Here is a 19,211-nt window from a genome sequence, read left to right as displayed (position 1 = left end):
CTTTTTTTGTTATTTCTCCATGCCGGAAGGGAGAAACTGTGAAGAATTCGGGAACAATTTCTCAATCACCCTAAAGTTCCATGCACTGCCACCGATATTAACCATAGAAAGCTAGTATAAAGGATTTGGTGAAAACTATGGATAAAACATCGATTATCGGTATCATCCTCGCCGTGATTGCTTTAAGCGTGGGCATGGTGCTGAAAGGGGTCAGCTTAAGCGCACTCGCTAACCCGGCAGCTATTCTGATTATTTTGTTCGGTACGATTTCTGCGGTGATCATCGCATTCCCCGGAAAAGAAATCAAAAAAGTGCCTGCCCTTTTTAAAGTGCTGTTTAAAGAAAACAAACAGCTGACAATTGCGCAATTAATTCCTATGTTCTCTCAATGGGCGCAAATCGCCAGACGTGAAGGTCTGCTCGCATTGGAAGCAAGCATTGAAGACGTGGATGACGCATTTTTGAAAAACGGCCTGAGCATGGCGGTTGACGGACAAAGCGCAGAATTTATCAGAGATATTATGACTGAGGAAGTTGAAGCGATGGAAGACAGACACCAGGCCGGCGCAGCCATCTTTACACAAGCCGGCACATATGCGCCGACACTCGGCGTTTTGGGTGCGGTCATCGGCCTTATCGCCGCTCTTTCCAACATGAACAATACCGAGGCGCTCGGACATGCCATCAGTGCGGCGTTTGTCGCCACCCTTCTCGGGATTTTCACAGGGTATGTACTTTGGCATCCCTTCGCCAACAAACTGAAACGCAAATCAAAGCAGGAAGTCAAACTGCGTGAAATCATGATCGAAGGCGTTCTGTCAGTGCTTGAAGGACAGGCCCCGAAAGTGATCGAACAAAAACTTCTCATGTATCTTCCTGCGAATGAACGCGCAAAAGTCGCTGAACAAGAAGGAGAGGCAAACAATGGCGAGAAAAAAGAAGAAGAAGCATGATGACGAGCATGTGGATGAGTCTTGGCTGATCCCGTACGCGGATTTGCTCACCCTTCTTTTGGCTCTGTTCATTGTATTGTTCGCCATGAGCTCGGTCGATGCGGCGAAATTCCAAATGCTGTCTAAATCATTTAACGCCGTGTTTACCGGAGGCACGGGTGTTCTTGAATATTCAAGCGTCACCCCTCCTGAAAACGAAAAAGACGGCATTGATCAGTTAAAAAAGACAAGGAAAAGATAAAGAACAGAAAAGAAAGAAAGAGAAGCAGCCGACCGCGAAGAACTTGAAGGCGTGCAAAAGCAAGTCAATCAATTTATAAAAACAAAAAGCTTGAAACTCAGCTGGAAACAAAGATGACTAAAGAAGGGCTCTTAATTACCATTAAAGACAGTATCTTTTTTGATTCCGGACGGGCGGATATCCGTCAGGAAGATATTCCGCTTGCCAAGGAAATCTCGAATCTCCTTGTGCTGAATCCGCCGAGGAACATTATCATCAGCGGACATACGGACAATGTGCCGATTAAAAACTCACAATATCAATCTAACTGGCATTTAAGCGTCATGCGGGCCGTCAACTTCATGGCTATTCTCACGGAAAACCCGAAACTTGACGCAAAAGTATTCAGCGCCAAAGGTTTCGGAGAGTATAAACCGGCCGTGTCGAACAAAACCGCTGAAGGGCGCAGCAAAAACAGGCGCGTCGAGGTATTGATACAGCCTAGAAACGCCGCGACTGACCAAAATCAGTAATATAAAAAAGGAAGCCTTTCAAACGGCTTCCTTTTTTATTTCTGATGAAAATGTTTAGCGTTTAACCCCACTCTTTTCAGCATTTCCGTACACATTTCTATCTCTTCATCACTCAGCACACTGATCATTTCTTTAATTTCTTCAGCATGATCAGGGAAAATATCGTCCAAAAGACGGATTCCCTTTTCGGAAATTTGTGCGAAAGTCACTCTTCTGTCAGTCGGCGAGGCTTTTCTGATGAGAAGTTCTTTTTTCTCTAATTTGTCAACAACGTATGTAATACTTCCGCTCGCTAATAAAATTTTGTCGCCGATCTGCTGAAGCGGCTGGTTGCCTTTGTGGTACAGCAGCTCAAGCACCGCAAATTCCGTCGGGTTCAGACCGTGCTTATGAATATGTTTATTCATATGGTCGTTAATAGATCGGTACGCACGTGACAGTACAATAAATAATTTCAATGAGTTTTCTGTTTTATCCGTCATACATTCAATCATCCTTTTACAAAAGAAACCGTTACAGAGAAACATTAATAAACAAAATGAAAAATGTCAACAAAAATGTTTCCAAAATTTCTCTTCTTTTTGCCTGACCTTAATAAAATAATTTGTTTTCTATCATTTTGGTTATTTTTCTTATTAAAGAAGTATAAAAATGATATAATACCTCTATTCAAGTGTAATGTTGGAGCGATGCAGAGTGAATACATTTAAAGGTGCCCGGGGAAAGATCAAGCTTTATCTCATATTGGTGATCATCCCGGCACTTATTATCAGCTTTTTCATTTATGAAAAAGAAAAGCAGAAAATAGCCGATAAACACATACAGGAAGCCAGTATGATGCTCAACCTTCACCGCAATAAGCTCAATTATTTAATCGGTGAAACAAAAGCCCGGATGACAACACTTGCGATCGCTGTCGATAAGCCTGTCAATGAAGAAAAGATAAATGATATTCTCGATCAGGCTTTTGAGGATGAACCCAGATTCAGCGGACTGTATATGCTGAATTCCAAAGGTGATGTCATCGCAAGCACGACTGATCTGAAATCAAAGGTGAATTTGGCCGACAGACCGTATTTTACGAAGGCGAAAAAGACGAAAAAAACGGTTATCACAAATGACTACTCCAGCAGAATTACAGGCCAGCGCATCTTCACGATCTGCGTGCCGGTGTTAGACGCAAAACGGGAAGTCACGGATTATTTAGTAGCCGCCATTCAAGTCGATTATTTGAGAAATATGATCAATATGCTGAGCCCTGACGTTTATGTCAAGGCAACCAATCAGAATAAAGTGATATTTGCCAGCGGACGGGCTGATCAATCAGAAGGGGTTCAACCGGTCAGCGGCTATCTGGATGATATTAATTGGAATATCAATGTTTATCCGAAACCGGTTGAGCTGAACGAGCTGACCAAAAGCGTGCTGCTGCCGATGTCCAGTATTGCCGTGCTGCTGAATATTCTGTTCATCCTCGTTCAATATTATCTGCTTAAGCGCAAGACCCAGCTGGAGCGCGCTCAAAATGAAGCGCAGAAATTGGAGCTGATCGGAACGCTTGCCGCCAGCACCGCCCATGAAATCCGCAACCCGCTTACAGGGATCAGCGGCTTCATTCAGCTTTTGCAGAAAAATACAAATCGGAGGAAGATCAGCTGTATTTCTCAATTATTGAGCAGGAGATTAAACGGATCAATCAGATTGTCAGTGAGTTTTTAGTGCTCGGTAAACCTACTGCTGAACGGTTGGAAGTGAACTCGCTGCAGGATATTCTTGATGAAATTATGCCGATTATTTATTCTGAAGGGAATCTGTATAATGTGGAAGTGAATGTGGAGATTCTCGTCAATCGGCCGCTCAAGGTCAACTGTACGAAAGACCATATTAAACAGGTGATTTTAAATGTCGCAAAAAACGCACTGGAATCCATGCAGGAAGGCGGCCGGCTGTCCATCTATTTAGAAGCCCGCGACCATAAAGCAGTCATTAAGGTGGCCGACAACGGAATGGGCATTTCTGAAGATATGCTTGAACACATTTTTCTTCCGTTTGTCACGTCAAAGGAAAAAGGCACCGGCCTCGGCCTTGTCGTATGTAAACGAATCATGCTGATGTACGGCGGTTCGATTGACATTCAAAGCGAAGTCGATAAGGGGACAGAGGTCACCATTACCCTCCCTGCCGCTTCACGATGAAAAAAACACCCTGGATCGGGGTGTTTTTTATTTAAAGAAGAATATGTGTAAGAGGATATACCAGAGGAACGGCATCATAGCCGGCAGATAGTACGAGGCGCTTCGTGAGCCGTGCCAGCGGAAAAATCTGCTGACTGTACGCGGTCATCTTTCGGATGCGGCGCTTGATCAGGAAGCGCATTCAGTCTTCGTTATCTGTTTTATCATCAATCATTTGTTTGCTTCATATGCAGGCATGACGTCACCGCGGGAGAACAAGCCTATTTTCTTCACAAGGCCCTGTATTCCTTGGTGATGTGTGCGATCACGGTTTACCAGCTGCTGATACGCGTTCATCAGACAGTCCAGTTCCTGGCTGTGCCTGATCGTGTCATATCCTGTAAACCCTTGCCTGTTAGCCGCATCTATCATCATTTTTCTTTTTTATCAATAGATAGAAGCAATTTTTCTTGTTCAGAATAACTGCCCATTCACTTCACCCCTCACCGCTAAAAGAATAGGAAACAAGTTTGATTGGGTTATTGAGCATTATTACAGATTATACTTTATTTGTAAACATTTTTTACTAAATAACTTATTTTTTCATTTCATATTGGAATCTTTAGCATGAATACGAGAATAATACCCATTCAGGTAATGATATAAACAGAATGCGGCATATTCAAGATTTAAAAAACAGCCACAGCTGACTTTATATTACAATAAAAAACCTCTCATGCCGGCGGGGGCATGAGAGGTTCGGGCGTCTATCAGTTTTTGCACACTTTCATTTTCGTAAATCGGCACCCAGCCCTCTGTCGTCACGAAAATTCGGATTGCGACGACCCGGCGGTCTTCCTGAAGCGTAAAGTAGTGGCGGATGTTCTCCGGAACTGAAATCAAATCTCCCGGATTTAAACGGACGTCGAAAAATGTGCCGTCTTTGCCTTGAATGACGAAGATGCCGTGTCCGCTGACGATAAAGCGGACTTCATCATCCGTGTGGTGATGTTCTCTTTGGAAATTTTTTAATAATTCATCAAGATTCGGCGTGGTATCTGATAAAGAAATGACATCCTGAGACTGATATCCGCGCCGGGCTGAAATATCCTGAATCTCCTTGTCAAACACTGCGAGAATCCTTTCTTTTTCACCTTCTGTCAGATTGTATTTCTCCGAAAGCTCAGACGGAAGTTTTTCAATGTTCCACTGCTCATAGATCACCTCTTGTTCGTCTAAGAAGCGCGCTACTTCTTCCTGTTTTTCAATGAGCGTATTCTTTTCGTCATGAATTCTGATGGTCGCCATTTTCTATTCCTCCTTTTATTTTACTAGCTGCGGCCGAAGTGACAGAAGCTTGAGGTGGCAGCTGAATAAAAATTCATAGGCTTCCAGCACCCTTTTCGCTTCAAATGCGGTCCGCCCCCATGCCGTAATGCCGTGATTGCGGATTAACACCGCGCCTGAGCCGGCGTCCGCATGGTGCGCGAAGCTTTCGGCCAATGCCGGGATGTGCGCCGGGTTGTCAATGATCGGAACGGTCACGGACGCGTTTTCCTCCCATAATCCGAGCGCCTTAATCATCTCCTGCCCCTGAAAAGTGATTTGTTTTTCATCCCCGTAAAGCTCTGAGATGACATTATTATTAACGGTATGGACATGCAGACAGCAGCCTGCGTCTGTCTTTTGGTATAAGTAAGTATGGAGAAGCGTTTCCGCTGAAGGTTTTAAAGAATGGCCGGTCTCAGCGGGCTCCCCGTTCTCATCGATTAAGAGAAAATCTTCGTCTGTTTCTTTTCGTTTGTCTTTTCCGCTCGCCGTAACGAGGAAAGTCAGCGGCGCGTCGGATACTTTGATGGAAAGATTCCCGCTCGTTGCCGGGAACCAGTCTCTTTCGGCCAGCTCGCGCTTTACCTCGGCAAGTTCGCGCCAGCGTTCTTCTTTTGCAGCCATGCCTGCACCTCCCCGATGTTTTCAATGCCTGTTTTCACCTCATGAAAATCTTGAAAAGGCAGATGCCGGAGGCCGAGTTCTTTGCATTCAGTCAAAAGATAATCTCTCGCAAAACACATATCGGATAACTTTGCAGCCTCGACATCCGTGACCGAATCACCGATCATAATGAGAAATTTCTGCTGATCGGACAGCTTCCGGATGACTGACGGTTTGCAGCAACCGCATTGATTGGTGCAGCCTCCGTCACAGGCGTGCGGCCAGTCTATATGAATATATTCATTGTCAAAGGATGCATGATTGCAGAAAATCCGCTCCTTTTCTACGATCCCTTCCAAAAGCGGATGCACAAAAAAGTCCATTCCTCCGCTTACGATATAAAACGGGAGGCCGTTTGACCGGACAAACGAGACAAAATCCAAAAAGCCGTCCCGTATTTTCGCATCCTTCAGAATAAAGCCGGTCAGTTCTTCTTTTAAGCTGCTCGGCAGCAGTCCGAACATCCGGCCGACTCCTTCTTGGATTGATATGCTTTTAGACAGAACACCGTCTTTTAATTCAAGCCACTCAGGAGGCGCGAATTCTTTCATCATGCTGACAATGTTGTCGTTCATGGTGACCGTTCCGTCGAAATCACAAATAATCAGCGGTGTGCGGGTCATACGGCTTCCACCCTTCCCCATTTGTCTAATGCGAGCTGAAGATCTTTGCACGACGCGGCTTTTTCTTCAATCGGCTGCGCTTCAAGCACCGCATCAATGATGGCGCGGAACGCTTTTCCGCCGCCCTCGGCTCCTTTCGGATGGCCGTGAATGCCTCCGCCGGCATTGATGATGTGATCGATGCCGAAATCGCGCATCAATAAAGGCACCATACCGGGGTGAATGCCTGCTGACGGGACGGCAAACGACGGATGAAAGACATCGTCTTTTACACATTCATCATGGATTGCAAGCGCGGACTCCTTCGGAAGAGCAACGGATCCGTAAGGTGACGGAAATAAGCTGAAATCAGCGCCGCAATAGCGGTTCAGCTTGCCGAGCAAAAGCGCATGCGACAAGCCGTAAACGGGAGATGATGTGAACGCGCCGCTGACTGCCGGATGCGCCATGATCGGAAGCGGGATTTCCCTGTCTTCGGCAAGGCTCTGCATCACATCTAAACCGTAAGCGAACACATTCAATAAAAGCGCGTCCGCCCCGAGTTCTGCCGCGCGCCTCGCTTTATCCCGCAGTTCAGCGGTCCTTCCCGTAAGGTTTACGGCATACAGCGTTTTATGCCCCGTCTCCTCCCGGGTTTCCTTCAGAACTTGTTTTCCTTCGATAATGCGGGTTTCAAACGGAGCCAGTTCATTTTCAAAGAAAATTTCGTCATCTTTAATCAGATCCACGCCGCCGAGCGCCTGCTGTCTGAGCTGTTCTTTAATGTCGGCGAGATCCCGTCCGATCACGCCTTTAAATATGCTCATCAGAAGCGGTCTTTCAAATTCGCCCAGCAGTTTGCGGATGCCGTATATACCGAATTTCGGCCCGGGAAGGGAGCGTTTAAACCCTTCGGAAAATTCAAGATCAGTCAATTTTATTTTTCCGTCCAGTGACAGCTTTCCAAATACCGTCGTCAGGACGGCCGGAATATCTCTTGAAAAGTTCGCCTCGGGATAGGCGATAGTGATGACGGATTGTGTTTCGTTTTCTGAGGTTCCTTCTTTCTCCTCAACTTTTACGACCCGGCCTTTATGTTTTCTGAGCTGTTCCTGCTTCACCAGGGGCAGGTCAGTCCAGGAGCCTACCGTCAGTCCCGCCGCAATCTGTTCCGCCCGCTTTTCACTGTCCGTTGTGTCTGTCAGAAGATATGTTGCCAATACTTCGCTCATGCGTGAACGCCTCTCTTTCTTTCACAAAACATAAAAAAACCTCTTCCGTATGAGCAGAAAGAGGCTTCGTGTTATGTCCGAATCTTATCTCTCAGCTCCTGCTGCAAGAATTAGCACCGTGCTTTATCAGTCGGTTGCCGGGCTTCATCGGGCTCGTCCCTCTGCCTGCTCTTGATAAGAATAATGATTTTATAAATTATTTTGAATTATCGCATTGTTATCCTGATATGTCAATGCTTTTTCAGGTGAAAAGATTCAGTTTCCCGATCCGTTCCGCAGCTTCTTTAAGTCTTTCTTCACTTGTCAGAAGACCGACTCTTATATAGCCTTCCCCCCATTTTCCGAACCCGTTTCCGGCAGCGACGGCGACATCCGCTTTCTCGAGCAGCAGATCTGAAAACGACTGTGACGTATAACCGTCGGGCACAGGGAGCCATGCAAAAAAGGAGCCCGCCGGAGCCGTCACATCCCAGCCGATACCGCGGCAGGCTTCAATCCATGCATTGCGTCTCGATTCATATCTGTCATTTTGCGCTGCGACGCATGCCTGATCCGCTAAAAGAGCGGCTGCGGCCGCCTGCTGCGCCGCGGGAAACAGGCTGACAAACATATGATCCTGATAAAGATTGATCGCTTCGATAACAGAAGCGTTTCCGACGGCAAATCCGACCCGCCAGCCCGCCATATTATACGTTTTGGACAAGGTATAGATTTCGATTCCCGTCTCTTTTGCGCCTTCCGTCTGCAAAAAGCTCAGCGGTTTATGCCCGTCAAAACCGACGGCTCCGTACGCGAAATCATGAACGACACAAATGCCGTTTTGTTCCGCAAAACCGACTGTCTCCTCAAAAAACGCCTCTGTCGCTACAGCACCGGTCGGATTATTCGGATAATTGAGATACAGCAGCTTCGCCTCGCTCCGCACCTTTTCAGGAATTACGCTGTAATCAGGGAGAAACCCTCTTTCTTCCGTCAGCGGCATCATTTCCATTTTCGCATTCGCAAGGGCGACGCCCGACCAGTAATCAGGATATCCGGGATCAGGCACCAGAATGGTATCTCCCGGGTTTAAAAGACATTGCGGAAGCTCAACAAGTCCCGCCTTGCCTCCGAACAGCACGGCGACTTCCGTTTCCGGATCAAGCGTGACCCCGTACTCCCTTTCATAAAATGCAGCGGCTGCTTTTTTGAAGCTGTAAGCGCCCCGGAATGATGAGTATTTATGATTTTCCGGCCTTTCGACGGCGCGCTTCATTTCTTCAACGATATGCTGAGGCGTCGGCTGATCAGGGTTTCCCTGCCCTAAATTGATGACGTCTCTGCCTTCTTTCAGCTTTTGATTCACTTTTTGCACCAATGATGCGAAAAATTGTTCCGGCAGCTGTTTGAGTACATCTGAGATTTCAAAGTTCATATTTTTCACCTTCTAAAAATGTCTTGAAATGATAGTCCATCATCATATATGGTTAAATAAAAAAGTAAAGAGAAACTTGAGGTGTTAAAAAATGAAATGGACCGTTTCCTGTTTGCAATTTGATATTTCATACGGAAATCCTTCAGAAAATTTTAAAAAAGCAGAATCTTTGATTGAGCAAGAAAGCCGCCATGCGGATGTAATCGTGCTTCCTGAGTTGTGGACGACCGGCTATGATCTCACACGGCTAGACCAGCTGGCGGATGAAAACGGCAAAGTTTCGGAACAGTGGCTTAAAGAAACGGCAAAAACATACAACGTACACCTCGTTGCCGGATCTTTTGCGGTCAAAGAAGGCGAAAATGTCTATAACACCATGTACATCGCCGATAACAGCGGACAGATCGTGAAGCGGTATCAAAAAGCCCATCTGTTTCAGCTGATGGATGAACACCTTTACTTGTCAGCAGGAAACAGCGACGGTTCCTTTGAGCTTGACGGTGTCAAGTGCGCCGGGCTGATCTGCTATGATATCCGTTTCCCCGAATGGATCAGAAAGCATACGTCCCAGGGCGCGAATGTCCTGTTTATCTCTGCGGAATGGCCTCTGCCCCGCCTTGATCATTGGCGAAGCCTGCTTATCGCCAGAGCAATTGAAAACCAATGTTTTGTCGCAGCCTCTAACTGCACGGGGTCCAATCCCGATAATGAATTTGCCGGCCACAGCCTGATTATTGACCCGTGGGGCCGGATTTTAGCCGAAGGAGACCGGACGGAAGGCGCAGTCCGGACGGAAATTGATGTGTCAGAAAGCGCGGCCGTCCGCGGAACCATTCCGGTTTTCCAAGACTTGCGGCGTGATTTATATTAATTTTCAAAAAAACGTTGACAAGAATATCCGGCACCTGCTAATATTTTCATCAACTGATTAATCCGAATTGTGATACAAATCAATATATTTTCTCTTATCGAGAGTTGGGCGAGGGAATTGGCCTTTTGACCCCAACAGCAACCGACCGTAATTCCATTGTGAAATGGGGCGCGTACATTTTGCGCCGAGACGATTGTCTCATAAGGCACGGTGCTAATTCCATCAGATGTTATCTGAGAGATAAGAGGCGGACTGCACTGTTTCAGCCTCCTTCTCTTTCAGAGAAGGAGGCTTTTTTTTCGGGCGTATTCTCCGTCACGATCTCTTACTACCACTACATAATTGGAGGGTAAATCCATGTCAGCAACTAAAACAAGTCTTTATGAACAATTAACAGAAAGCTCCGCCGCCGCGTTAGCCGTCAAGCTCGGCTTATTCCAAAGCAAAAGCACTCTGACATGCCGTGAAATCGGCGACGGCAATTTAAATTACGTCTTTCATGTTTACGATAAAGAAAACCAAAAAGGACTGATTATCAAACAGGCGATTCCTTACGCGAAAGTCGTCGGTGAAAGCTGGCCGCTTACAATTGATCGGGCGAGAATCGAAAGCAGCGCCCTCATCCGCCAGGGCGAACACGTGCCGCACCTCGTTCCGGCCGTTTACTATTCCGATACTGAAATGGCCGTCACGGTAATGGAAGACCTCTCACATTTGCAGATTTCAAGAAAAGGGCTGCTGGAAGGGCAGCATTATCCGAACTTATCGGTTCATATCGGTGAATTTTTAGGGAAAACGCTTTTTTACTCATCCGATTATGCGCTCGATGCGAAAGTAAAGCAGCAGCTCGCAAAGCAGTTTACAAATCCTGAGCTTTGCAATATTACAGAAAGGCTTGTGTTTACAGAACCGTTTCTCGACCATGAGACAAACGATTTTGAAGAGGAGCTGCGCCCATACGCAGAAAAAGTTTGGAACAATTCCCGGCTGAAAGAAGGCGCTGACGAATTGAAAGCCATCTTTCTGAATTCCGCGGAAACATTGGTTCACGGCGATCTGCACACGGGAAGCATCTTCGCCGATGAACATGAAACAAAGGTGATTGATCCCGAGTTTGCTTTCTTCGGACCGATCGGGTTTGACATCGGCCAATTTATCGCCAATCTGCTGTTAAACGCCCTCAGCCGCGACGGTGACGACAGACAGCCGTTATATGACCATACTGCCGCCGTATGGGATACATTTGTGAAAACATTCAGTGAAGCATGGGAGAAAGACTGCCTGCCTTCCCGCAGACACCTGCTGGAAGACACACTGAAAAACGCGTTTGAAGAAGCGGTCGGTTTTGCGGGATGCGAATTGATCCGGCGCACGATCGGACTCGCCCATGTGGCTGACTTAGATGAAATCACTCCGTTTGACAAACGAATCGAACGGAAGAAGCTGGCGCTTGACATCGGCGCCTATTATATCGAAAACAGAAAAGAACTGAAGCATATCACCGAGGTTCTGGACCAATTTAAGCTCCGTGTAAAGGAATGATGCAGCATGACCAATGAATTTGCCATCCCCCGTTCTGTGGAATGGAAAGAAACCTACATCCGCATTTTAAATCAGCAAAAGCTTCCCGACGTCACTGAATATGTGGAACTTGAAACAAAGGAAGATGTATTCGACGCGATTGTCACGCTGAAAGTAAGGGGCGCCCCGGCCATCGGTATAACTGCGGCGTTCGGACTCGCGCTCTCCGCCAAGTCATTTGAAGCCCGCGACCTTTCAGATTTCCGACGTCAGTTCGCGGATGTCAAAGCGTATTTAAACAGTTCGAGGCCCACTGCCGTCAACCTCGCGTGGGCGCTTGACAGACTGACGGATTCCATCAGGGATGCAATCTCAATCAATGAAGCGAAGACAACGCTCGTTCATGAAGCCATTCAAATTCAGATTGAGGATGAAGAAACTTGCCGAATGATCGGCCAAAATGCGCTGCACCTTTTTAAAAAAGGCGACCAGATCATGACCATCTGCAATGCGGGCTCGATTGCTACAAGCCGGTACGGTACGGCGCTTGCTCCCTTTTACTTAGCGAAACAAAAAGACCTCGGCCTTCATATCTACGCATGTGAAACAAGACCCGTTCTCCAAGGATCACGGCTGACGGCGTGGGAGCTGATGCAGGGCGGAATTGATGTCACACTCATTACGGACAGCATGGCCGCCCATACAATGAAGGAAAAACATATTTCAGCAGTCATTGTCGGCGCTGACAGAATTGCTAAAAACGGAGATACGGCCAACAAAATCGGAACGTACGGCCTCGCTATTTTGGCAAACGCCTTTCAGATTCCGTTTTTTGTGGCCGCACCGCTTTCGACCTTTGACTTGCAGATTGAAAACGGCGATCAGATTCCGATTGAAGAAAGAGATCCGGATGAAGTCAGACAGATCTCAGGCATACGCACCGCTCCCGAAGATGTGCCGGTCTTCAATCCGGCCTTTGACATCACACCGGGCAGCCTGATTTCAGGCATTATCACCGAGAAAGGAATTGTGACCGGTTCTTACACGGAAGAAATTGAACAATTATTCGCTGACTGCCAGCTGAGCTGAAAAACCGCTGATGATGTTGCCTCAGGCAATGTCAGCGGTTTTTTTGTCTGCACAATGTAATCACTTCATCTTTTTGGGCGGCTGTAATGAGATGCATTTTAAAAAACAGCTCTGCATAACCGGCTATCTTTTGCGGACGGCTCATTTTCATCAGGCTTCGTCCTCCTTTTTCACCAGACCAACTTTTTTCACTTAATAAAATGATATGTCGGACGCGAAAAAACGGAACGTGCCATATGTTTTATTTTTCTTTATAGGATATTTGTTCGATGTTCAGCAGCACCGCTTTTACATCCGTCTTCGTGCCCGCGTATCCCGTTAAGGCGCTGTTTTTGCCGATTACCCGATGGCACGGGACAAAAATCGGCAGCCGGTTTCGTTTATTGGCTTGTCCGATGGCGCGCACCGCTTTCGGTTTTCCGATCGCTTCAGCCATATCGGCGTAGCTTCGGGATTCCCCGTAAGGAATCATCGTCAGCGCGTTCCACACCCTTTCCTGAAAGGGTGTGCCTTTTTGTCTCAAAGGCAGAGAGAATTGCTTTCTTTCTCCTGAAAAATATGATGCCAGCTGCTGTTTCGCCTCCGACAGCAAAGCGGTTTCGCACAGCTTTACGCCGGGCGCGTCTTTTTGCCATTCCTCAAAATCTTCCCCGGTGAGAAACAGGCCGGTAATAAAGCTCTCTTCCTCTGTTACGATGACGGTTCCAACGGCGCTTTTACACTTGTAAAACAGATCATTCCCCGCTCCTTCTTTCTTCCGTATTCTGCCGGATCGGAAGTGTCAAATGAAAAACCGTGCCCTTCCCTTCTTCACTTTCCACATGAATGCGTCCCTGATGCTCTTCGATGATTTTATAGCTGACCATGAGACCGAGGCCCGTTCCCCTGTCTTTTGTCGTGTAAAATGGCTCGCCCAGACGTTTTAATTTGTCTTCGGAAATACCTGTTCCTTCATCTTGAAAAGAAATCAAAATGTGGTCTTGATCAGAAGGCTGGATGGTCACATAGATATTGCCGCCGCCCGGCATGACTTCAATGGCGTTTTTTAAAATATTGATAAACACCTGTTTTAATTGATTCGGTTCACAGTAAATCGGCGGGATGTTTCCGGTCAGGTTCAGATGAATCTGCACATTGACAAGATTGGCCTGGGCATTCAAAAGATCAGCCGTGTCTTTCATAATCTGCGTCACATCTTTTTCTTCATATAATATCGCCTGAGGTTTCGCTAAAATTAAAAATTCAGTGATGATAGACTCGATGCGTTTTAATTCTGAGGTAATGACGTTAAAGTACAGAGAATATTCGCCTTCAATGCTTCCTTGAAGAAGCTGAATGAACCCTTTCAGCGCCGTCATCGGGTTTCTGATTTCGTGGGCGATGCCCGCCGCCAGCTCCCCTACAACATGAAGAGTGTCGGATTTCCGCAGCCTCTCTTCAAGCTCTTTGGCCTCTGTGACATCTTTAAAGATGGCCAGATTCATATTTTGAATGATATTTCTTTTGAAGGAGAATTCCAGTTTGCGGCTGTCACTGCTGCTTAACAGGAAGGGGATTTCATTATCCATTCCTTCTAAATCAATCTTTCTGGCGGGAACACCCGCGTTTTCAATATCAAATAAAGAAAGAATATCCGGAACGGTGTACGCTCTCAGCTCCTCATCCGGCATGCCGAGTATACGGCTTGCGAGAGGATTCGCGTCAATAATGCGGAATTGGTTGTCAAATAAGACCTTGCCGTCCATTGAGCCGTTGAATACTTTTCTGAATTTCAGCTCGCTTTCCCGCAATTCTTTTTCCATCCGCTTACGATCGCTGACATTTCTTAAAATGGTTAAATGCTGACCTTCAAGTATGGTTCGTTTTGATGTGAACTCAAGCTCTTTGTATTGGCCGTTTGCCATCTGAAACAGCATTTCTTCACGGATTTCCCCGTATTTTTCATATTTCTTCTTAATCTGCTTGTATTTTTTCTGCGGATCAACGATAAACGTACATAAATTCGTCTCCACCAGCTTATCCATCGGCAGTTCGAAAATGCGGCACGCCGATTCGTTTGCTTTGGCAATCTTTCCGTCATCAGACCAAATGACAATCGCGTCCATGGCGTTTTCAAAAATTTCGCGGAATCGCTCTTCGCTTTTAAAGAGTTTCAATTCCATCAACCGTTTCTCTGTTATGTCTCTCATAATGGACATGTAGAACCCGCTGATTAAGTTGGACGTAATCGTAAATTCAAACAGCTTCTCTTCGCCGGACCGAAGCTTGACGGGCAGTTCTCCTTTGGCGTTTCCTTTTCTGCGGAGGGTTTCCCAGATTTCTTTCAGATGCTTTTTGTTTTCTCCGTCGGTAAAATGGCGGAGCGACAGATGGGACAATTCATTCTGGCCGATCTCAAAGCTTTTGCAAAAAGAGAGGTTCGCATCAATAAACCCGCCGTCCTTATCAAACAGCACGATGCCGTCGACAGCCCTGTCAAACAAATCTTTAAACAGCTGCTCGTTCATGGAGAATTCGCGCTCTAATATTTTTTTAGAGGAGATGTCCCTCATCACCACAAAAAATAATCCTCCCCAATTCCGTCTCTGGCGAGGAATTCAATGTATTTCGTCGCGCCGCTGTCAAGCTTAATCGGCACCTCTTTCCACAGATGGCCTTTTTTAAAAACCTTTTCACGGCCTTATTCAGTTCTTCCTGAGGCACGGAATATAAAAAGTCCAGGACGGAGCGGTTAATAAGGCTCTCTGCCTCAATCTGCATCATCCGGGCCGCAGCCTCGTTCGCCTGGACGATTTTCATTTCCTTACGGCATATAAAAATGGCATCAAGCGTGTTATTCATAATCACATGATACCGGTTCAATTCACTCTTCAGGCGGTCATTTTCCTCTTTCATCCGCTTCAGCTGCTCTTTCAGCGACTCGTTTGTTTGCAAATCCAGAGTTTCAGCCATTCAGTACACTCCTTCTTCAAAAACCTATCCCTCAATATTTCTACAAAATACCTCATCTTCCTTCATTCGCCCTATACATTTCAGAAAATTTCAATGATATGACAAGTTAAAGTCTTTTTCTACGATCCTTACCTCCCCGTTACATCATCCTAACAATCCCTTTTGTCCTCCTTCAATTTTTGTTTTTATTTTAAAATGAACACCAACAGGAAATAATCATGCAGTGGATGATTTTTGAAGAGAAGGTGATGCTATGACAAAATCGCGAGACAGTTACTTTGACAACGCCAAGTTTATCTTGATTTTTCTGGTGGTGTTCGGCCATATCCTCCGGTCATTTATTAACGGAAATGAGTTTATGCTCCATCTCTACAAATTCATTTATACTTTTCATATGCCGGCCTTTATCCTGGTTTCCGGCTATTTCGCAAAAAACTTTAAGCGGAAAGGTTATGTGAAGAAGCTGGCTGTGAAGCTGATTATTCCGTACCTGATTTTTCAGGGCATTTACTCGGTTTTTTACTACTTGATTCAGGATGAAAGCATGACAAGCGTCAATCCGATTGATCCGCAATGGTCTCTCTGGTTTTTAGTCAGCTTATTCTTTTGGAATCTGCTGCTTTATCCCTTTACGAAGCTGCCGAAAATGTGGGCGCTGGGTGTGAGCTGCGGGCTTGCCGTCATGATTGGGTATCTTGATTTTATCAGCAGCACGCTGAGTCTTTCACGGACGTTTGTCTTTCTTCCGATGTTCCTCGTCGGGTTTTATTTGAAAAAACAGCACTTTGATTTACTGCGGGCTAAAAGGGGCAGGCAGATTGCCGCGGGCGTACTGGGGATTGTTTTCCTCTTATGCTGGTGCATTGATTTTGATTACTCGTGGCTGTTCGGATCGGAGCCTTATTCTACATTCGGCACAGTGTCGCTGTTGAGCGGTCTGTCACGGATCGGCTGGTATGTTTTGGCCTTTGCCGCCACTTTCAGCTTTTTGGCGCTCGTTCCGCAAAAGCGTTATTTCTTTACGAAATGGGGTACGAGAACGTTTTACGTGTATCTGCTGCATGGATTCATTATAAAAACGCTGCGGCAGATCGGGCTTGAAGATCACTTGTCTGATTATCAGAATTTAGTCATACTCTTAATGTTAACGGCCGCCCTTACGTCCATTCTCTCCAGCAATGCGGTGAAAACGGCCGCACAGCCATTTATTGAGCTGCGGATAACAGGCTTGCTTCAAGCGGTGAAAGGAACAAGAAACGGTGCTTATTCGAAATAATGCAAAATACCTCTTAAGCGTTGCCGCCTAAGAGGTATTTTTATTTTTTGCCGTCTTCTTTTTTCTTCGGCTTCGTCTGTTCAAGCGTTTCAATCCATTTTCCGGCGTTATAATCACCGAGCTCGCTTGAAAACTCTTCTTCAAGCAATTTAGGATCCATCGGCTTTTTATGGTTTTGCATGTCTTTGCTGTGGCGGTTTTTTTCGTCATATTACTCGCCTCCTTGTTTGCCGTGTTTTGATTTGCGGTTTGCGCCTCTCAGTCCGGGATCACCGTCGTATTGTGTTTTGTATGCATCTTTGTCCATGCTCTCAGTCGGTGTGTTGTTGTTGGTCAAAGCTTCATTCTTTGCTGCTTTGCGTTTCATTTGATTTCCTCCTTCTGTCAGCAAATCTGTTTTGAATTCATTAAGCATTTTTTTAAGTCGCGCACTGTCACGTTTTTGGCCTCATCAATGAGTTCATAGCCGATCTGTCCGTTCGGCTCAAGCAGCACATATTTAAAATCTTGAATGTCTCCGAGGCCTTCCTGCCTGATCCTCATTGACAGCTGGTCTTCGGTAAAACGCATTTTTTTAAGTTTTCCGGGATGATTTTTCCGTTTCTGACAACGGCGACGGTTTTTCCTGAAAATAAAAACTCAAAAAAGCTTGATTTGATTTCTAAATATTCCATCAGGATTAACACCACAATAAAAATCGCCGCCGCGAAAATGGTTTCCCATAAATTATGTTATAAACGGCTGAATAATAATCGAGCCGATCGAAATCATGATGACTGTTTGGGTCACCGACAGCTGGCTGATTGATTTCCGTCCGGCAATCCGCAATAAAAAGGTACCGACCGCTATCATAACTACCGACTTCCAAAATACGGCAAACAATGACGTCACCTCTTTACAAGTAGAATCTCCAAAGAAACTGTTTCCACACATCCATTTTACGGCAATAAAAAAACACCGCTTTCTGAAAAGCGGTGTCAGCCGATAATCATTCTTTCCTTCGGATAATGATAATTTGCTTCGATTTCTTTTCGGCCGATCAAATAAAGGAACGTCAAAATGCCGATCCGGCCGATAAACATCACAATCATGATCACACATTTTCCGATGTCGCTTAAATGCGGAGTAATCCCGAGCGACAGGCCGGTCGTTCCGAAAGCGGAACACACTTCAAAAAGCAGTCCGAGCAGCGTCTGGTTTGTCTCCGTCACGGCCAGAATCAGCGTCGACCCGAACACGAGCAGAATCGCCATCATCGTAACGACCAGCGACTTCATGACATCAGCCTGATGAAGCTCGCGTTTAAAGACCTTGACCGCTTTATTCCCTCTGGCAAAATGAAACAGAGCAAGAAGGTTAAGCGCAAACGTCGTCGTACGGATTCCGCCGCCGACCGAGCTCGGTGATGCGCCGATAAACATGAGGGCACAGATGAAAAATAATGTCGGCGCCGACAGCTGGCTGATATCAATTGTCGCAAGCCCGCCGCTTCGCGTAGCGGTTGATTGAAAGAGACATAAAAATAAAACATCATGCCAGCTTTTCCCCTTCATAACATGGCTTGCTTCAAGCGCGTAAATGCCCACGGCTCCGAACAAAACGAGCATTCCGAACGTAACGGTCGTAATTTTCGTAAACAGCGTGAATGAGTATCTGCGCTGTTTTGAAAACAAAAAGTCTTTTACTTCTACGAGCACCGGAAAACCGATCGCACCGAAAATAATCAGAAGCATCGTAATAAACTGCACGAAATAGTCATGTCTGAACGGGACGAGTGAATTTCCCGTAATATCAAAACCGCCGTTTGTCGTGGCGCTGACGCTCGCAAAGAATCCGTGCAAGTACGCCTGTTCAAACGAATCATAGTACGTTAAAAATATGTTCCTAAGATGATGCCGCCTAAAAACTCGATTAATAAAATCAAAACAGCACTTGTTTCATCAGGTTGACGATACCGGAAAACTGCGATTGATTCTGATCCACCATAATGAGCTTCCGTTCCCGCAGACCGATCCGTTTGCCCATAATGAGCCAGACGAATGTTCCGAGCGTCATAATGCCGATTCCGCCGAATTGAAGCACGAAAGCCAAAATGATAATCCCGGCCGTGCTGAATGTATCAGCCGTGTTGACGACCGTTAAACCGGTGACACTGACTGAGCTGACAGCCGTAAACAGCGCGTCTATAAACGACCAGCTGGCCCCTTGTTTGTGGGCGGCCGGCAGACTTAGCAAAATAAATGCCACCGTCACAGCAAGAAAATAATATAATGCAATCAGCTGTGCAGGCGACAAGATCTGTATGAATTTCTTCAGTTTTAATTTCATAAGATAGTTCCTTCTGCCTCTCAAATGTAGTACGTAATTATTCTAATGATATTG

15 protein-coding genes, 6 pseudogenes and 2 riboswitches are annotated in these 19,211 nt (G+C 46.0%); of the genes and pseudogenes, 7 read left to right on the top strand and 14 right to left on the bottom strand.

The window, feature by feature from the left end; all coding sequences use genetic code 11:
• The first annotated feature begins 137 nt into the window (after positions 1 to 137).
• Positions 138 to 953 carry a flagellar motor stator protein MotA gene (motA, locus tag D368_RS13395; RefSeq protein WP_003154684.1) on the top strand — a complete coding sequence of 272 codons (816 nt, stop codon included), beginning with the start codon at positions 138 to 140 and terminating at the stop codon, positions 951 to 953.
• Positions 925 to 1,706 (top strand): annotated as a pseudogene (gene motB / locus D368_RS13390) (flagellar motor protein MotB). Before motA ends, motB begins: the two are co-directional and overlap by 29 nt.
• Before the next feature lie 35 nt (positions 1,707 to 1,741).
• Here motB and mhqR read toward each other — a convergent pair.
• A complete protein-coding gene (mhqR, locus tag D368_RS13385) occupies positions 1,742 to 2,188 on the bottom strand; it encodes a MarR family transcriptional regulator MhqR (RefSeq protein WP_003154686.1) in 447 nt (148 codons plus the stop codon).
• Positions 2,189 to 2,384: 196 nt separating this feature from the next.
• Between mhqR and kinD the strand changes: the two are divergent.
• A pseudogene (kinD, locus tag D368_RS13380) lies at positions 2,385 to 3,901 on the top strand (sporulation kinase KinD).
• A gap of 210 nt (positions 3,902 to 4,111) precedes the next feature.
• On the opposite strand, the pseudogene spo0E reads toward kinD, so the two are convergent.
• The 6 genes and pseudogenes from spo0E to D368_RS13350 form a co-directional block, all read right to left on the bottom strand.
• A pseudogene (spo0E, locus tag D368_RS13375) lies at positions 4,112 to 4,371 on the bottom strand (aspartyl-phosphate phosphatase Spo0E).
• A gap of 226 nt (positions 4,372 to 4,597) precedes the next feature.
• A complete protein-coding gene (locus D368_RS13370) occupies positions 4,598 to 5,188 on the bottom strand; it encodes a cupin domain-containing protein (protein WP_128574877.1) in 591 nt (196 codons plus the stop codon).
• 15 nt (positions 5,189 to 5,203) lie between these two features.
• Positions 5,204 to 5,833, bottom strand: coding sequence for a methylthioribulose 1-phosphate dehydratase (locus tag D368_RS13365; protein ID WP_128574876.1), 630 nt, complete (start codon positions 5,831 to 5,833; stop codon positions 5,204 to 5,206).
• The gene (gene mtnX, locus D368_RS13360) at positions 5,791 to 6,495 is read right to left on the bottom strand and encodes a 2-hydroxy-3-keto-5-methylthiopentenyl-1-phosphate phosphatase (protein ID WP_070081721.1); all 705 of its coding nucleotides are present in this window, start codon (positions 6,493 to 6,495) and stop codon (positions 5,791 to 5,793) included. The genes D368_RS13365 and mtnX overlap by 43 nt, the downstream gene beginning before the upstream one ends.
• Entirely contained in the window at positions 6,492 to 7,706 is a 1,215-nt protein-coding gene (gene mtnW, locus D368_RS13355; RefSeq protein ID WP_015239734.1) for a 2,3-diketo-5-methylthiopentyl-1-phosphate enolase, read from the bottom strand. The genes mtnX and mtnW overlap by 4 nt, the downstream gene beginning before the upstream one ends.
• A gap of 81 nt (positions 7,707 to 7,787) precedes the next feature.
• A riboswitch (SAM riboswitch) is annotated at positions 7,788 to 7,887 on the bottom strand.
• A 60-nt stretch (positions 7,888 to 7,947) separates the two neighbouring features.
• Positions 7,948 to 9,120, bottom strand: a complete 1,173-nt coding sequence (locus D368_RS13350) for a pyridoxal phosphate-dependent aminotransferase (protein ID WP_128574875.1) — start codon at positions 9,118 to 9,120, stop codon at positions 7,948 to 7,950.
• Positions 9,121 to 9,211: 91 nt separating this feature from the next.
• On the opposite strand from D368_RS13350, the gene D368_RS13345 reads away from it, so the two are divergent.
• The 3 genes from D368_RS13345 to mtnA all read left to right on the top strand — a co-directional run bounded on the left by D368_RS13345 (position 9,212) and on the right by mtnA (position 12,601).
• A complete protein-coding gene (locus tag D368_RS13345; protein WP_017417646.1) occupies positions 9,212 to 9,991 on the top strand; it encodes a carbon-nitrogen family hydrolase in 780 nt (259 codons plus the stop codon).
• 91 nt (positions 9,992 to 10,082) lie between these two features.
• Positions 10,083 to 10,238, top strand: a riboswitch (SAM riboswitch).
• Positions 10,239 to 10,348: 110 nt separating this feature from the next.
• Complete coding sequence (mtnK, locus tag D368_RS13340; protein ID WP_071391922.1) at positions 10,349 to 11,533, top strand: S-methyl-5-thioribose kinase; 1,185 nt, start codon at positions 10,349 to 10,351, stop codon at positions 11,531 to 11,533.
• Between the two features lie 6 nt (positions 11,534 to 11,539).
• Positions 11,540 to 12,601 (top strand): S-methyl-5-thioribose-1-phosphate isomerase, encoded by a 1,062-nt coding sequence (gene mtnA / locus D368_RS13335; RefSeq protein ID WP_003154704.1) that lies wholly within the window; start codon positions 11,540 to 11,542, stop codon positions 12,599 to 12,601.
• A gap of 241 nt (positions 12,602 to 12,842) precedes the next feature.
• Here the strand turns inward: mtnA and D368_RS13330 are convergent.
• Positions 12,843 to 13,339 (bottom strand): annotated as a pseudogene (locus tag D368_RS13330) (methylated-DNA--[protein]-cysteine S-methyltransferase).
• A pseudogene (locus D368_RS13325) lies at positions 13,336 to 15,553 on the bottom strand (PAS domain S-box protein). The pseudogenes D368_RS13330 and D368_RS13325 overlap by 4 nt, the downstream one beginning before the upstream one ends.
• A 253-nt stretch (positions 15,554 to 15,806) precedes the next feature.
• On the opposite strand from D368_RS13325, the gene D368_RS13320 reads away from it, so the two are divergent.
• Positions 15,807 to 16,829: an acyltransferase family protein gene (locus D368_RS13320; protein WP_128574873.1), complete on the top strand. Its 1,023-nt coding sequence runs from the start codon at positions 15,807 to 15,809 to the stop codon at positions 16,827 to 16,829.
• Positions 16,830 to 16,869: 40 nt separating this feature from the next.
• On the opposite strand, the gene D368_RS13315 is transcribed toward D368_RS13320, so the two are convergent.
• The 5 genes and pseudogenes from D368_RS13315 to D368_RS13305 all read right to left on the bottom strand — a co-directional run bounded on the left by D368_RS13315 (position 16,870) and on the right by D368_RS13305 (position 19,157).
• Complete coding sequence (locus D368_RS13315) at positions 16,870 to 17,010, bottom strand: hypothetical protein (protein WP_095240833.1); 141 nt, start codon at positions 17,008 to 17,010, stop codon at positions 16,870 to 16,872.
• Between the two features lie 30 nt (positions 17,011 to 17,040).
• On the bottom strand, positions 17,041 to 17,196 hold the full coding sequence (locus tag D368_RS20210; protein ID WP_003154713.1) for a hypothetical protein: 156 nt from the start codon (positions 17,194 to 17,196) through the stop codon (positions 17,041 to 17,043).
• Between the two features lie 17 nt (positions 17,197 to 17,213).
• A complete protein-coding gene (locus D368_RS20205; protein WP_486129260.1) occupies positions 17,214 to 17,399 on the bottom strand; it encodes a YetF domain-containing protein in 186 nt (61 codons plus the stop codon).
• Between the two features lie 156 nt (positions 17,400 to 17,555).
• Positions 17,556 to 17,711: a hypothetical protein gene (locus D368_RS20200; protein WP_486129259.1), complete on the bottom strand. Its 156-nt coding sequence runs from the start codon at positions 17,709 to 17,711 to the stop codon at positions 17,556 to 17,558.
• Positions 17,712 to 17,806: 95 nt separating this feature from the next.
• A pseudogene (locus D368_RS13305) lies at positions 17,807 to 19,157 on the bottom strand (TrkH family potassium uptake protein).
• Positions 19,158 to 19,211 lie beyond the last annotated feature (54 nt).

It is taken from the genome of Paenibacillus lentimorbus NRRL B-30488 (genome assembly GCF_000411595.1).
Classification (GTDB): domain Bacteria; phylum Bacillota; class Bacilli; order Bacillales; family Bacillaceae; genus Bacillus; species Bacillus velezensis.
This window is presented reverse-complemented; position numbering and strand designations above follow the sequence as displayed.